The following is a 15,212-nucleotide window of genomic DNA, read 5'->3' on the forward strand; positions in this document are numbered from 1 at the left end:
AAATCAGCAAGAGTCTGAGGAAGACATGCGTATCAATGCGCATGTCGTCACTGCATCCAACACGCAGGCACACACGCCGGGAGGTGATCCAGGCGGGGGCAGTCGGCCTCCTGGGGCTTGGGATGAATCATCTGGCAGCCCTTCAATCACTAGCGGCTCCGGCCAAACCGCCAAGGGCCAAGTCGGTGATCTACATCTTCCTTTCAGGAGGGCTGGCCCAGCATGAAAGCTTTGACCTGAAGCCCGATGCGCCGATGGAGATTCGCGGGGAGTTCAAACCCATCCGCACCCGCACGCCGGGCCTGCACATCTGCGAGCATCTGCCCCGGCTGGCGAAGATCTCCAACAAGTGGTCGCTGGTGCGTTCGCTGACGCATGGCAGCAATGACCACTCGTTCAGCCATCATGTCATGCTGACGGGGCGCAGCGAACTGCCGGTGGGCATTGACCGCACGAAGCCGCAGAAGTCCGACCACCCGAGCATGGCCTCGCTGGCGACAGCGCTGCTGCCACGAACGAACAACCTGCCTCCGGCGATCGTGCTGCCGGACAAGCTGATCCACCGCACGGGCAGTGTGTTGCCCGGCCAGTTTGGTGCCACCTTGGGGGCCAAGCATGACCCGTGGTTTTTGGAGATGTCACCTTACCATCCCAAACACTATGGGGCCTTCCCGCAGTACCTGTTTCATCATGAGCGCGGGTTTGAAGTGGATGAGAGCCTGCGTTTCCAGGCTCCGCATCTGTCTTTGCCACAGGGCCTCAGCCTGGACCGTGTGATGGACCGCGTCTCCCTGCGCAATGCGCTGGAGCAGCAGACGGATGACCTGACGGCCATCGCCGGGGATGTGTCCTTTGATGCTACCCGCCAGGCGGCCGTCTCGTTGTTAGGCAACAAGAAGGTGCATGAGGCTTTCAGCCTGGACAAGGTGGACCCGAAGTGGCTGGACCGCTATGGCCGCCACAGCTTTGGGTGGAGCCTGCTGATGGCGCGCCGTCTGGTGGAAAGCGGCGTGCGGATGGTGCAGGTGAATCTGGGGAACAATGAGAGCTGGGACACGCATCAGTCGGCCTTTCCCAATTTGAAGAACCTTTTGTTACCGCCCATGGATCAGGCGGTGAGCGCCCTGATCGAAGACCTGGATGCCAACGGGCTTTTGGATGAGACGATGGTGGTGGTGGGAAGCGAGTTCGGTCGCACGCCGAAAATTTCAAAACTGAGCGCCACGGCCCTCCCGGGGCGGGATCACTGGGGAAGTGTGCAGAGCCTGCTCATCGCTGGCGGCGGTGTGAAAGGAGGCCGTGTGATTGGGTCCAGCGACAAAATCGGCGGTTATCCGGACAGTGATCCGCAGACACCGGAAAATCTGGCCGCGACGATCTATGAGGCCCTGGGGCTGCCGCGTGAGCAAATGTGGCATGATTTCACCGGCAGGCCGCACACGCTTTATATGGGAAGTCCCATCGCCGGGCTGATCTGAGGCAGGTCGTTGATATAAATGGCCTGCAGGTGGCCGTATTGTTTTGGGTTCGAAATAACACCGCACACATGTTCCTCATCCAAGACTCCTCATTCTACCACGATGGCATCGGCACAAGCCGAGCTGTGGCCCGTGGGCGGGCAGTCATGTCTCATGGGAGTATGCCACTCAAACGCCTGTTTTTGTCGCTGATGCTGGGACTGGGTGCGACGGCTTCTGGACTGGCCGCCGAGGCACCGCGCAAGCTGAATTTTGCCAACGACATCATGCCCATTTTGACCAAGGGCGGTTGCAACTCCGGCGGCTGCCATGGCAAGGCCAGCGGACAGAACGGTTTCAAACTTTCACTCCTGGGCTTTGAGCCGCAGGAGGACTATGAGCACATCGTGAAGGAGGCGCGGGGCCGCCGTCTTTTTCCTGCTGCGCCCGAACAGAGCCTGCTGCTGACCAAGGGAACGGCACAACTGCCGCATGGCGGCGGCAAGAAGCTGGATCCCAAATCGGAAGACTACCAGGACCTCGTGCGCTGGATCCGCGAAGGCATGCCTTATGGCAAGGACACGGACCCGAAGATGGCCCACATCCGTGTGGAACCGGCAGTGCTGACAATGCCACTGAAAGGCAGCCAACAGCTCAAAGTCACCGCTCACTATACCGATGGTTCAACCCGCGATGTGACGAAACGCGCGCTTTATGAGCCAAATGAAAAGGCCATGGCCGAGACGAGTGAGACTGGCAAGGTGACGCTCTTTGACCTGCCGGGTGATGTGGCGGTGATGGTGCGTTATCAGGGCAAGGTGACGACCTTCCGGGCCACGATTCCTCTGGGGGCTCCGGTGGAAAAACTGCCGCCGGTACGCAACTACATTGATGATCTGGTGATCGCCAAACTGAAGACCATCGGCATGCCGCCATCTGAAGTGTGTGACGATGCCACCTTCCTGCGCCGTGCCACCCTGGACATCACGGGAAGACTGCCGACGCCGGAGGAGATGAAAGACTTCCTGGCCTCGAAAGACAGCAACAAACGTGCGCTGCGCGTGAATGAGCTGACGGACAGTCCTGAGTATGCCGAATACTTTGCCAACAAGTGGAGCGCCCTGCTGCGCAATCAGCGCACGCAACCGGCCTATGCACGCGGCAGCTATCTGTTCTGGTCGTGGATCCGTGACAGCTTGGCGGATAACAAACCGTTCGACCAAATTGCGCGTGAGGTGGTGACGGCCTCCGGCAGTCTGGATCAGCATCCGCCCGTGGCCTGGTATCGGCAAGTGAAGGAACCGAAACAGCAGATGGAGGATGTGGCTCAGCTCTTCCTGGGCACGCGCATGCAGTGTGCCCAGTGCCATCATCACCCTTTCGAAAAATGGAGCCAGCAGGACTACTATGGGTTCGCGGCGTTCTTTGCCAATGTCAGTCGCAAGGCAGCAGGGGCAAAGGATGAGGAACTGGTCTTCAGCAAGCGCGGTACGGCCCAGATGACAAACCTGCGCACCAAGCAGCCTGTGGCACCCACAAGCCTGGGGGGCGAGGCGATGAAGCTGCGGCCGGAGCAGGATCCGCGTCTGGCCCTGGCCGACTGGATGAGCCGTGAGGACAATCCCTTTTTTGCCCACACGCTGGTGAACCGTTACTGGAAGCATTTCTTCAATCGCGGTCTGGTGGAGCCGGAAGATGACATGCGCGAAACGAATCCCCCGGTGAACCCAGAGCTTCTGAATGCCCTGGCGGCTGATTTTGTGAAGAGCGGCTACGACCTGAAACAACTGGTACGGACGATCACCAACTCCTCCACCTACCAGCTCAGTGCGCAGCCTAACCAGTGGAATGCCAAAGATCGCCAGAGCTTCAGCCGCTATTACCCCAAACGCCTGAATGCCGAAGTGCTGTATGATGCGGTGAACAACCTGCTGGAAAACGAAAGCAAGTTTACCGGGCAGGCCCCAGGCACGCGTGCGGTGGCGCTGCCGGACAACAGCTACAATCAAAGCACGTATTTCCTCACGGTGTTTGGGCGGCCGGATTCATCGAGCGCCTGTGAATGCGAACGCACGCAGGAGGCGAGCCTGGCACAGAGTCTGCACCTGCTGAACGCGGCGGACATCCAGACCCAGCTTGCCCGTGGCGATGGCCGGGCTGACCGAATGGCTAAAGATGCCCGGCCAGATGATGACAAGATCACCGATGTCTATCACCTGGCACTCAGCCGGGAGCCGACAGCGAAAGAGCTGCAACTGGCCCAATCTCATCTGGCCAAAAAGCTGGCAGGAAAAAAGGACCAAGAAGCGCTGAACAGCCGCAAGGAAGCCTTCGAGGACATTCTATGGGCCTTGATGAACACGAAAGAGTTTCTGTTTAACCATTAAGCCGATGCGTTTCCCAAGACCGACGATGATGCATCGTCATGCCCTTGCCATTGCGGCGCTGTTCCTGTGCCCAGTGATGGCTCTCCTGGCCCAGGCCACTTTTCCCACGCCGATACTTACCTCGCTGGCTCCTTTGGGTGGCAAGCCTGGAAGCAAGGTGGAGATGCAGTTTAAAGGGGCTGATCTCGACGGGGCCAAAACGCTTCTGCTCAGCAGTTTGAGGAGTGCCTATTCGCGCAGTCTTCCGCTGGAAGCGCAGGCGGGAAAGAAAGGCGTGCTCACGGTTCAATTGCCGGATGATCTGCCTCACGACCTTTATGATGCGCGGCTGACCGGGCGATATGGAGTGTCCAATCCACGGGTTTTCCAGGTTAGTAACCTCGCAGTCGTGGAGTCTCCGGGAACGAATGTCAAAGCGGCCACGGCCTTGAAAGTGCCGCTGGATTCGGCCATTCAAGGCGTCTTCAAAGACGGTGTGCCGCATTGGTTTGCCTTTGATGCCAAAAAGGGGCAGCGGGTGCTGGCGGTCTTTGTCGGAGCTGCTTTCAATTCACGGGTGTCCTTGGTCGGGACCGTGATGGATGGAGCTGGCCGTGAGGTGGCCAGGATGCGCGACGGTTTGCTGGACTTTGCAGCACCGGCGGACGGCGTGTTCAAACTGCGGGTGAATGATCTGATGTATGGCAGCGGGGATGAGTTTGGTTATCGGCTCAGCCTAACCACAGGTGCGGTGGTGTGGGGTGTCGCCGGGGAAATGGTTTATGGATGGAATCTGCCCGGCGGCAAGGTGGTGGAGGGACTGAAGGTAAGCCAGGGCCAACCTCTTCAGCGGCTTCAAGCCGAAGCTTCGCTGGTGTCCAGGCTCATGGCCGACAGCCCGTTTCATCCCTATCTGCTGGGGAAAGAAACGGAATCACCCGAAGTGCAGGCCGGCGTGACAGCGGTTCAGGTGGGGGAAGAATTCAGCGGCTGGTTTCCAGCAAGAGGGACGGCGCGTGTGTTTGATCTGGCCTTCAAGGCGGGGGACCGTTTCACCATCGAGGTCGTCTCCCAGCAATCCGGCTTGCCGACGGATCCGATCCTGGCCATCGAATCTGTGAAGAAGGATGCGGCGGGCAAAGAGACCCTGACCTTGCAGGCGGATGTCAATGACCCGGCTGCCAGCCTGCCTGCGCCTGGGGTAAGGATGATGAGGCTGGATCCTTTGTATGCGTATGAGGCCAAGGCCGATGGTGTTTTTCGCCTTTCATTGAGCGATCCTTTGAACGCGGCGAATGGGCGTCGTTATCCTTATCGCCTGCGGATATCCAAGGCAGGGGACAACAGGCTGGACCATGCCATCGCCCTTCATCCTACCCTGCCTCCGGTGGCCGCTGTGGGCCCTTATGAAATGGCGAGCGCCAATGTCTGGCGGCAAGGCATGACGGCGCTGGAGGTGGTTTTGCCCGGTCGCACGCCGCAGAGTGCGGCTGCTGAACTGACGGTCTCGGAATTGCCTGCTGGAGTGACGTGTTTGGGCGGATTTGTGGGCCCGGGACAGTCGCTGGGTTACATTGGTTTTCGCGCTTCGGGAGATGCCCCGATGGGAGCGGCCATCTTGGGCGGGCTGAAACGCACGGCCTTCCTGAGCTGGGCGGTGAAGGATACAGGACGGGAGGCCATGCACACTCGCATCGCCGGTGCACCTGCGTTGGGCGTGGTGGCTGAGCAGGCACCGGTGCTCATTGAATCGGCGACAACGGGAGTGCAGGAGGTGGCTGCCGATGGCACGCTGGAGCTGGCTTTCAAAGCCGTGCGGCATGGCTCATTCACAGATGCGCTGAAACTGAAAGTCCTGGGGCTGGTGGATGTGGCCAAGGCACCGGAACTGGCCATTCCCGCCAAAGCCAACGAGGGCAAGCTGACACTGGATATGAAGGCCCTGAAGCTGACTCCCGGAGAGTATGGTTTCATTCTTCAAGGACCGGCCAAGATGCCGTTCCGACGGGAAGCTGCGGCGGTGGCTGGCGCAGATACGGCGGCCAAGAAAGCGGCCCAGGCGCAGTCAGAGGCGAAGAAGGAACTGGAGGCTGCCAAAGCTGCCCTGAAGGCCATCAAGCCTGAGGACAAACCAGGGCTGGCTGCCGCCCAGGCCAAGGCCGATGCAGCGGCCAAGAAGCTGGCCCAGGCCGATCAAATGAAGGTGACGGCGGAGAAGGCCGCGAAAGATCTCGCTGCGAAAAATCCCGCCAAGGACACGACCTTCATCGTGTATTCCAACCCGATCCGCATCCGAGTGAAGGAGCCCGCCAAGAAATGAAACGTGTTCTGTTTTGTCTTACTTTTTGTTGGGCCTGCGGGCCGCTGATCCAGGGCGCGACGATCAACTTTGAAAAGCAGCTCTGGCCTGTGCTCAAGGACAATTGTCTGGCCTGTCACAACAAGACCACGACCAAAGGGGAACTGAACATGGAGACCCCTGCGCTGATGATTCAGGGTGGGGAAAATGGCAAGGGCATCGAGGCCGGGCAAGGTGAGAAGAGCCTGATCTATCTGGCCGCCGTCGGTGAATGGGATTCGGAGATGCCACCGAAGAACAACAAGGTGGGGGCGGTGAAGCTGACCTCAGGAGAGCTGGCCCTGCTGAAGCAATGGATTGATGAAGGGGCGCTTTACTCGGCCCGGCAGGAAAAGGTGATTGCCTGGGAGCCGTTGCCTGAGAGCTACCGGCCCATCTATGCCTCCGCCATCACGGCGGACGGCCGTTATGCGGCGGCGGCACGCGGCAATCAGGTGACGCTGTATCATCTGCCGACGGGCACGGCCATGACGCGCCTGACGGATGAGGCCTTGCTGAAGTCCGGCCTGTATCAAAAGCCGGGAGTGGCCCATCGCGACATTGTACCTGCGATGACCTTCAGCCCAGATGGTAGCCATCTGGCGACTGGCAGCTTCCGTGAGGTGAAGATCTGGCGGCGTGAAGAGTCGAAGCCGAAGCCTGTAAATGCTCCGGCAGCTCTGGCGGAAACGAAATTCAGTTTGGCCAGCACCGTCGCAGATACGGTGGCTCTGATGGATAAACCGACGGGCCAAAAGCTGCGTGATTTTAAGCATGGCGCGGCCGTTTCCGCCTTTGTGCTTAGTGCGGACAACCAGCGTCTGGCGACAGCCGGGGCGGATCACCAGGTCAAGATTTGGGAGGTGGCCACGGGCAAGCTGCTGCTGGGCATTCAGGGGGATCTGGCTTCTGCGGTGACCCTGATGGAAAAGGCGGATGCCATTGCCAAAACAACCTCTGAAGCTGCCTGGCAAACCTCGGCGATTGCCAAAGCTGAAAAGGAGGGCACGGATCTCGCCGCTCGATTGAAGAAGGCTAAGGAGTTGGCCGATGCCGCCAGAAAAGAACACGAAGACAAAGCCAAGATGCTGAAACCGAAACAGGAGGCGAAGGTGGCAGCAGACAAGGCACGGGCCGAAACTGAAAGCCTGCTGGCCAAGGTTCCTGAAGGAAAGCCTGACGTGGCCTTGATCCAGAAAAACAAGGAGGCCGGAGCCAAGTCTGAGACGGCGTCAATGCAACTGGCGGAAGCGCAGGAGGCACTGATGCGGGCCGAGGCAGGAATCAAAGATGCGGAGGCTGAAATCAAGCTGGTGACGACAGCGATGGCCCAGGCCACAGAGGCTGTGGCAGCAGCCAAGCTGGCACTGGAAACCGCGAAGAAGGAAACGGCGGCGGCCACTGCAGCGAAGAACGAAGCCACCAAGGCGCAAGCCGGTGCCATCCCAACCCTGACATCCCTTTGTTTTTCACCGGATGGCCTACAGGTCGCGGGGCTGGATGCTGGGGGGCAGGTGCGCGTCTGGTCCACCCAGACAGGCGGGCCGGTGAGCCAGCAAACGGTGACTGAAGTCGGGCAGACAAAAACGATATCATGGCCAACGCCAGCCGGATGGGTGATCACCGGGGACAATGCCAGTGTGCTGCATGCCGATGAGGCGCAGGCAGCGTGGAAGCTGGAACGCACGCTGGGCAGCGGCGATGACAAATCTGCGATCACGGACCGGGTGAATGCCCTGGCCTTTTCAGCCGATGGCAAGACGCTGGCGATTGGCAGCGGCGAACCCTCGCGCAGTGGCGACATCCTCCTTTGGGCATTGGATAAAAATCAAGTGATGGCCAACTTCACGGAGCACCATCTGGACAGCGTGTTATGCCTGGATTTTTCCCCCGATGGGAAGCTGCTGGCCTCCGGCGGGGCCGACAAAGTGGCGCGCATCACCGATCTGGCGACACGCAAGGTGGTGAAGGTCTTTGAAGGCCATACGCATCATGTGTTAGGCCTGTCCTGGCGTTACGATGGCCGGATGCTGGCCACTGCGGGGGCAGACAATGTGGTCAAAATTTGGGACTGGACCGTGGGGGACCGACGCAAGAATGTGGACGGCTGGGACAAGGAGATCACGGCCATTGGTTACCTGGGCAGCAGCGACGTGCTGGCAACGACCTCGGGGGATGGCAAGGTGCGGCTGATCAACAGTGCCGGGGCCGAGGTGAAGTCTCTTCCTGGTGTGAAGGACTTCATGAATGCGCTGGCCTCAAGCCGGATGGGCGAGTGGCTGGTGGCAGGCGGCGAGGAAGGCGTGCTGCACGTGTGGAATGTGGCTTCGGGAAAAGAGGTGGGACGCTTCAACACGGAGCGTTGAAGAGCTTCAGTTTCCGGAGACGGATCACACCAGTCGCATCTTTTTGCGCAGCAACCACTCGATGCTCAGGAGCGCGATCACCGCCCCGAACCACCACCAGCTAGACCATAAGATGGTTTCGGCAATGGTGGTTTGTTTTCGGTCAATGGACTGGAGGAGATTGGGCAGTTCGGTGGCGGCCTGTTCTTCACGCAGGAAACGGCCTCCGGAAGCTGTGGCCATGGCTTCCAGAAGAGGGCGGTTCATGGTCAGGGTGGCCCATTCGGGATTGCCCGCATCCGCGACGCGAAGGGACAACCGGAGATTGCTGCGCGTGGCGGTCGGGCTTTCCGCGACAGCGATCTCGTAGGCTCCTGCCTTCAGCGGCGGGGTGAGGGTGCGGTAGATGCCAAAGTGGGTGGGGTCGGGCTCCAGTTGCAGGGTGGCCACTTCCTTGCCATCCAGCAGCAGGAAGGCCCGGGGTTCGGCATTGCTGACGAGATCTCCGGCGGCATTGCGGATGCGCACGCGGAGTTCGGATTGTTCTCCCGGGGTGTAACGCAGCCTGTCTGTGCCGATGGAGATCTGCTTGTCCTCGGCCTGAAAGGGCGGCGCGGCGATCCAGGCGGCGAGCTGCATCCACAGGCGCTGATGGTAAAGATCCCCCACCTGATAGCGCCAACGCCAGAGATCATCGGTGCCGAGATAAAGCACCGCGCCCGCACCCACCGGGCGGAAGACGGCGGCGGGACTGCCGGCCTTGGCAGATGGGGCGGTGCCTGTCTGGAAATAGGCCAGGGTGGTGGCGCCGGGCTGTGCCTGCACACTGGAGGCCCAGCGCATGTCTGGCAGAGTGGGCCAGAGGCTGCTATTGGCGCTCGGGCTGTCACTCAGGCGGAGGGCCGATTCGCGCTCCCCTTCGGAGCTGAGGCTCCAGACGATCTTTTGGTTAGGCGGAGCGGCTGTGGCAGCCCAGGTCACCGGCAGCAGGGAGGCTGTTTTGCCCTGGGCCCATTGCTTCAGATGCCCCCGCACACCATCAATGAGGATGAGGCCGCCTCCGCGTTTTTCGACGAACTCGAGCAACCAGTCCGTTTGGGCCGGGCTGAAGCGTGATGGCGGCACGTCCCCGAGCAGCACCAGGTCATAGCTGAGCAGATCTTCCCGCGTTTTGGGGAAGTCCTTTTGCAGGGCTCCGTCCTGGGGTTTCTCGGCATAATCATCCAGCAGCAGCCTGACTTCCCAGCGGTCATCGCGGTCGAAATGGTTGTGGATGTAGCGGGTTTCCCAGCGCGGGCGGCCATCGAGGATGAGCACCTTGCGTTTCCGGCTCAGCAGATGCAAGGCCACCTCGCGGGTGTTGTTGGCGCGTGTTTTTTCAATGCCGGATCGCTCGCCCTGCACGGCCACTTGCACTTGCAAAAGGCGCAGGGTTTTGTCGCGCTCAGCCGCCGCGGCCTCGGGCAGTTGCTTGACCGGAAAGGTGAAGTCAAAGCGGCGTTCGCCTTTGCCCTCCGCCGTGAAGTTTTGCTCCCACATTGTTTTTCCACCGCTGGAAATTCGCACTTGGGCCGGGGTGCCGGAGGGCAGGGAATCGCTGACCATCACCCGGCCCTGCAGATTCTCCTCCGTGAAAACGGACTCCGCCGTGAGGACATTCAGCACACTGAGATCGGGCGGCGGAATCTCGCTGCCAAAGCCGATGGTGAAGATGGGGGTGCCTGCCTGCTTCATGGTGGCGGCAAACTCCTCCGGGGAACCGGCGGCATTGTGCTGGCCATCGGTGAGCACGACCAGTGCGGTGCCGGGATTGGCCGGGCCGAGGGCCTCGCGCAGGGTGCTGTCGAGATTGGTGATCGGCACATCGGCCTGGAGGTCAAACTCCGAAGGCATGTCACCGGAGGTGTCCTTGCCCTTTTGCCGGTGCCACCACAGGCGCTGGGTCTGCTGGCCGCGCAGGAGCACCAGTTCCACGTCTTGGGTCTCAGTCAGTTTTTTCAGCAGGGGGGTGGTGCCGCTGAGCAGCATCTTTTCGGCCCGGGTGAGCCGGGAATCGCTGGAGCGGGGAGCCTCCTGTCCCGGTGCGGACGGACGTTCATCCTCCAGTTTCATGCTGGAGGAGGTATCGACGGCGAGGACGACCCGGCCCAGTTGACGCTGGGTGGTCTCGCGCCGCAGCACCGGCCCCGAAAGGGCGAGGACCAAAATGAAGACAGCCAAGGAACGGAGCGCCGCCGGTAGCCATGAGGCCGCCCCAGCCAGACGCCGGGATTCGCGGCGGTAGAGAAACCACATGGCCGCAGCCAGCACGAAGGCCAGCACCCAGACCGCCAGGGCAGGGTAGTCCCCGGTAAAGCGGAGGGTGGATTCGGTGGTGGGATTCACTGCGGGGTCAAAAAACGTTCAGACTTGGAAAGGGGCTGTTCACCGCCTCACTGTCGCCTCGCCCTTAAACTCACAAAGTCAAAAGGGCATCAAAGAACAGCGGCAAAACCCAAAACCTAGCGAGAAAAACACGGGAAGTTTTTGTCCACGGCCCCCTGGGGCGTGTTGGCGTGGGTCCGGCGGCCTTTTTTGTGCCACGCGGACCCTCAGCTCCAGGTTGCGCAACGGCAGTTTCGCGCCCATCATCGCGGCCCCCTTTGGCCCTTTGCCGTTTCTTTTCCCATGCTCGCACAACTCGACTCCCTCAAAACCGAAGCCCTCGCCGCGCTCGATACCCTGTCCGATGAAGCTGCGCTGGAAGCCTTCCGCATTGATTACCTGGGCAAAAAAGGCCAGCTGACCGCCCTCAGCGCGGGCATGCGCGATGTGGCCCCCGACCTGAAAAAGGAAGTGGGTGCCAAGCTGAACGAAGTGCGCGAAGCGATCACCGGTGGTCTCACCAGCCGTCAAGAAGCCCTGCAAGCGGCCAAGGACGCCGCCTCTGTGGCGGGCATTGATCTGAGCCTTCCTGGTCGCCCTGGCGCAGGGGTGGGCACACTGCACCCGCTGACCCAGATCCGCGACCTCGCCGTGCGCACCTTGCGCCGCGTCGGCTTTACCCTTGCGGATGGCCCGGAGATCGAGACCGAGTGGCATTGCTTTGATGCGTTGAACACCCCGGCGGACCACCCGGCCCGCAATGAGAGCGACACCTTCTATCTTCCAGATGGCCGCCTGCTGCGCACCCACACCTCCAGCGTGCAGATCCGCACCATGGAAACCGTGAAAGCCCTCCCGGTGCGCATCATCGCTCCCGGGGCCGCCTATCGTCGCGATGAAATCGACGCCACGCACCTGAGCGTCTTCAACCAGATCGAAGCCCTCTATGTGGACAAGGACGTAAGCTTGGCCGACCTCAAAGGCACGCTGGAGTTCTTCTTCCGCGAAGTCTTCGGCCCGAAAACAGTCGTCCGTTTCCGCCCGCATTTCTTCCCGTTCACGGAGCCGAGCTTCGAGATTGACGTGAAGCTGGAAGCCAAGGGCAAGGAAGCCCGCTGGATCGAGATCGCCGGTTGCGGCATGGTGGACCCCGCCGTGTTTGCCGAAGTCAGCAAGAAGCGTGGCGATGACCTCTTCGATCCCGAAAAGGTCACCGGCTTTGCCTTCGGCATGGGCCTGGACCGCCTCGCCATGATCCTCCATGGCATCTCCGACATCCGCCACCTCATCGAAAACGACGCCCGCTTTTTGCAGCAGTTTTAAGGACAGGGGCACCCCGCTTTTACAGGATTGACAAGATTTCAGGATTAACAGGATTTATCTTTTGGCTTATGACGATTGACCAGCTCACCGAAAGCGTGATTGGCATGGCCATGGAGATTCATCGGCACATGGGGCCTGGTTACAATGAATCCATCTATCATCGAAGCCTGGAAGTGGAACTCGCTGCTACCGGAATTCCTTTTGAATCCGAGGTGCCCATCAATGTCTTCTACAAAGGCAAAATCGTCGGCAAATTTGAAGCGGATATGGTCATCACCATCGGCAAGAAGCTCCTCATTGAACTCAAGTCCTGCGAGACCATCGTCAAAGCCCACGAAGCCCAGACCGTGAACTACCTCACCGCCACCGGCATTGATGACGGCCTCATCCTCAACTTCGGTGCCCCCAGCCTCCAGTTTAAGCGCAAATTCCGCCTCTACCGCCCCAGCCAATCGTGCATCGCCCCCTTCGATATCCAATAACAAGAAAACCAAAATCCTGTTAATCCTGAAATCTTGTTAATCCTGTAAAATAGGCCCGCCCTTCATCTCAGTCTCCCTTTTCCTCCCTCGTCTCCCATGCAAGTTTCCCTCTCCTGGCTCAGCACCCATCTTGATCTCAGCGCTTACTCCACGGCCCAGCTTTCGGACCTCCTGACCTTTGCGGGCATTGAGGTGGAAGGCATTGAGGAAACAGGCGTTGCTTCTGACAAGGTGGTGGTGGCGCAGATTGACTCCTTTGTGCAGCATCCGAATGCGGACAAGCTGAGCGTTTGCCAGGTGGATGACGGCTCCGGCACCCTGCGCCAGATTGTCTGTGGGGCGAAGAACTTCAAGGCCGGGGACAAGGTGCCCCTGGCGCTTCCGGGCGCGGTGCTTCCAGGGGGCTTCACCATCAAGGAAGGCAAGCTTCGCGATGTCATCTCCAACGGCATGATGTGCAGCGGCAAGGAAATCGGCCTCGGCGAAGACACCGGCGGATTGCTGATCTTGGATGCATCGCTGCCGGTCGGCAAACCGCTCAAGGAAGTCATCGCTTCGGACACGGTTTTCGATCTGGAAATCACCCCGAACCGTTCGGACCTTCTCAGCCATCTGGGCCTCGCCCGCGAGCTGTCCGCATTGACTGGCCTTCCTTTGAAGGGACAGCGCGATCATGTTGCCGCTACGTCCCAGTCGCGCCCTGCGCAAGATTCTGAAGTCGCGATGCAGGCCACCGATGGCTGCCCGTATTACACGGCGCGTGTCATCAAAGGTATCAAGGTGGCGCCGAGTCCGGATTGGCTCAAAGCCCGCCTGGAGAGCATCGGTCTGCGTCCGATCAACAACATCGTGGACATCACCAACTATGTCCTCATGGAAATGGGCCAGCCTTTGCATGCCTTTGACCTCGACAAACTCAATGGCGGCATTGTCGTGCGTCGTGCGGCCGAAGGTGAAAAGATCCTCGCTCTCGATGGAACAGAGCCAGCGCTGCTTCCAGAAGACCTCGTCATTGCCGACAGCCAGCGTCCGGTCGCCATTGCAGGTGTCATGGGCGGTGAAGAAACCGGCGTCACCGACAGCACGGTGAACATGCTGCTGGAGAGCGCCTACTTCACACCTTCAGGCATCCGCCGCACCTCGCGTCGTCTCGGCATCCATTCGGATTCCAGCTACCGTTTTGAGCGCGGCTGCGATCCGCAGCAGGTCCAGGGGGCCTCGGATCTGGCGGTGAAGCTCATTCTCGAAATCGCTGGTGGCAAGGTGGAGGGTACCCTCGCCGCCGCCGGTGCCGCGCCAGTCCTCCTGCAGGAGGTCACGCTGGATGAAGGGCGTGCGCATCGTTTGTTAGGCATCCCGGATCTCAGCACGGAGGAAGCCCACGGCATCCTCACCAAGCTGGGGCTGAACAAGACAGGCGGCGATGCTGAAAAGACCGTCTGGTCCATCCCCAGCTACCGCCTGGACCTCGTCCGCAGCGTGGACCTCGTGGAGGAGGTGGCCCGTGTGGTCGGCCTGGATCGTGTGCCTTCACGCTTCACCGCCGTCATGGCCAGCGGCGATGCCACGGACCGCCAGTATGACCACGTCATGCAGCTTCGTCAGGCTTTGGCCAATCGTGGTTTTAATGAGGCCCAGACCCTGCGCCTCGTCTCCACCGCACAGATCAGCGACAGCCTGGGCAGTGTCAATCCGGCCGCCGTCAGCGTGGCCCTGAAGAATCCCCTCAGCGAGGACCTCACCACCCTGCGTCCCAGCCTCATCCCTGGCCTTCTGGCCACGGCGGCGCTGAACAATCGCCAGGGTTTACAGCGCCTGCGGTTCTTTGAATCCGGTCGCGTTTTTCTGAAGCTGCCCAATGGCCAGACCCGTGAGGAAGATCGCCTCGCTATCCTGCTAAGCGGTCCGGTGGCCACCAGCTCCTGGCATGGCCGCGAGCCTCAGGCTGCGGATGTCTTTGATCTTCGTGGGGTCGTCGAGTCCCTGCCCGGTGTCACGGCATTGGACATCAAGCCCTTGGCCGACAACGGCACCTTCCTCCTGCACAGCGAGCTGAAGGTCGGCAATCGTGTGCTTGGCTGGATCGCCCAGGTGCACCCGTCCCGTGCCCGCCAGTTGGATGCCCGCCATCCGGTGTACGTGGTTGAGCTCCTTCTCAGCGCCCTGCGTCAGGGCAGCAGCGGCCCGGCCAAGTTTGAGGAACTGCCCCGTTACCCGGCCATCACCCGCGATGTCGCTTTCGAGCTTCCTGCGGATCTGGCCAATACCAAGGTCAACGCCTTCTTCACGGGCCTCAAAGAGCCTCTTTTGGTCAAGGCTGATCTCTTCGATGTCTTCCTGGACCCCACTGGTACCAAGCTGCCGGCCGACCGTAAATCCGTGGCCTGGACGCTGACCTACCGTTCCGGGGAAAAGACCCTGGAAACCGCCGAGGTGGATGCCGTCCACGCTCGCATTCTGGCCTCGCTCGAGAAGGCGCTGCCAGCGACGATTCGCCGCTAAGTCTGTGTTTAACAGCCGATGACCTTCTTTAAAGA

The 15,212-nt window shown here is 60.4% G+C and carries 8 protein-coding genes; 7 read left to right on the forward strand and 1 reads right to left on the reverse strand.

Going from position 1 to position 15,212, the window contains the following annotated elements; translation table 11 throughout:
* Nucleotides 1-41: 41 nt before the first annotated feature.
* The 4 genes from ABEB25_RS11910 (at nt 42) to ABEB25_RS11925 (ending at nt 8,527) form a co-directional block, all read left to right on the forward strand.
* Nucleotides 42-1,478 carry a DUF1501 domain-containing protein gene (locus tag ABEB25_RS11910; protein WP_345736630.1) on the forward strand — a complete coding sequence of 479 codons (1,437 nt, stop codon included), beginning with the start codon at nt 42-44 and terminating at the stop codon, nt 1,476-1,478.
* 68 nt (nt 1,479-1,546) lie between these two features.
* Nucleotides 1,547-3,844 carry a DUF1549 domain-containing protein gene (locus ABEB25_RS11915; RefSeq protein WP_345736631.1) on the forward strand — a complete coding sequence of 766 codons (2,298 nt, stop codon included), beginning with the start codon at nt 1,547-1,549 and terminating at the stop codon, nt 3,842-3,844.
* Between the two features lie 4 nt (nt 3,845-3,848).
* Nucleotides 3,849-6,143: a hypothetical protein gene (locus tag ABEB25_RS11920; protein WP_345736632.1), complete on the forward strand. Its 2,295-nt coding sequence runs from the start codon at nt 3,849-3,851 to the stop codon at nt 6,141-6,143.
* Entirely contained in the window at nt 6,140-8,527 is a 2,388-nt protein-coding gene (locus ABEB25_RS11925) for a WD40 domain-containing protein (protein WP_345736633.1), read from the forward strand. The genes ABEB25_RS11920 and ABEB25_RS11925 overlap by 4 nt, the downstream gene beginning before the upstream one ends.
* Nucleotides 8,528-8,551: 24 nt before the next feature.
* Here ABEB25_RS11925 and ABEB25_RS11930 read toward each other — a convergent pair whose 3' ends face one another.
* Nucleotides 8,552-10,891, reverse strand: coding sequence for a vWA domain-containing protein (locus ABEB25_RS11930; RefSeq protein ID WP_345736634.1), 2,340 nt, complete (start codon nt 10,889-10,891; stop codon nt 8,552-8,554).
* Nucleotides 10,892-11,173: 282 nt separating this feature from the next.
* Between ABEB25_RS11930 and pheS the strand changes: the two genes are divergently transcribed.
* From pheS to pheT, 3 genes are all read left to right on the forward strand, one after another.
* Nucleotides 11,174-12,193 (forward strand): phenylalanine--tRNA ligase subunit alpha, encoded by a 1,020-nt coding sequence (gene pheS, locus ABEB25_RS11935; RefSeq protein ID WP_345736635.1) that lies wholly within the window; start codon nt 11,174-11,176, stop codon nt 12,191-12,193.
* A gap of 68 nt (nt 12,194-12,261) precedes the next feature.
* Nucleotides 12,262-12,675, forward strand: coding sequence for a GxxExxY protein (locus ABEB25_RS11940; RefSeq protein ID WP_345736636.1), 414 nt, complete (start codon nt 12,262-12,264; stop codon nt 12,673-12,675).
* Nucleotides 12,676-12,771: 96 nt separating this feature from the next.
* Nucleotides 12,772-15,177: a phenylalanine--tRNA ligase subunit beta gene (gene pheT, locus ABEB25_RS11945; RefSeq protein ID WP_345736637.1), complete on the forward strand. Its 2,406-nt coding sequence runs from the start codon at nt 12,772-12,774 to the stop codon at nt 15,175-15,177.
* The last annotated feature ends 35 nt before the right edge of the window (nt 15,178-15,212 follow it).

Source organism: Prosthecobacter algae (genome assembly GCF_039542385.1).
In the GTDB taxonomy this organism is placed as follows: Bacteria; Verrucomicrobiota; Verrucomicrobiia; order Verrucomicrobiales; family Verrucomicrobiaceae; genus Prosthecobacter; species Prosthecobacter algae.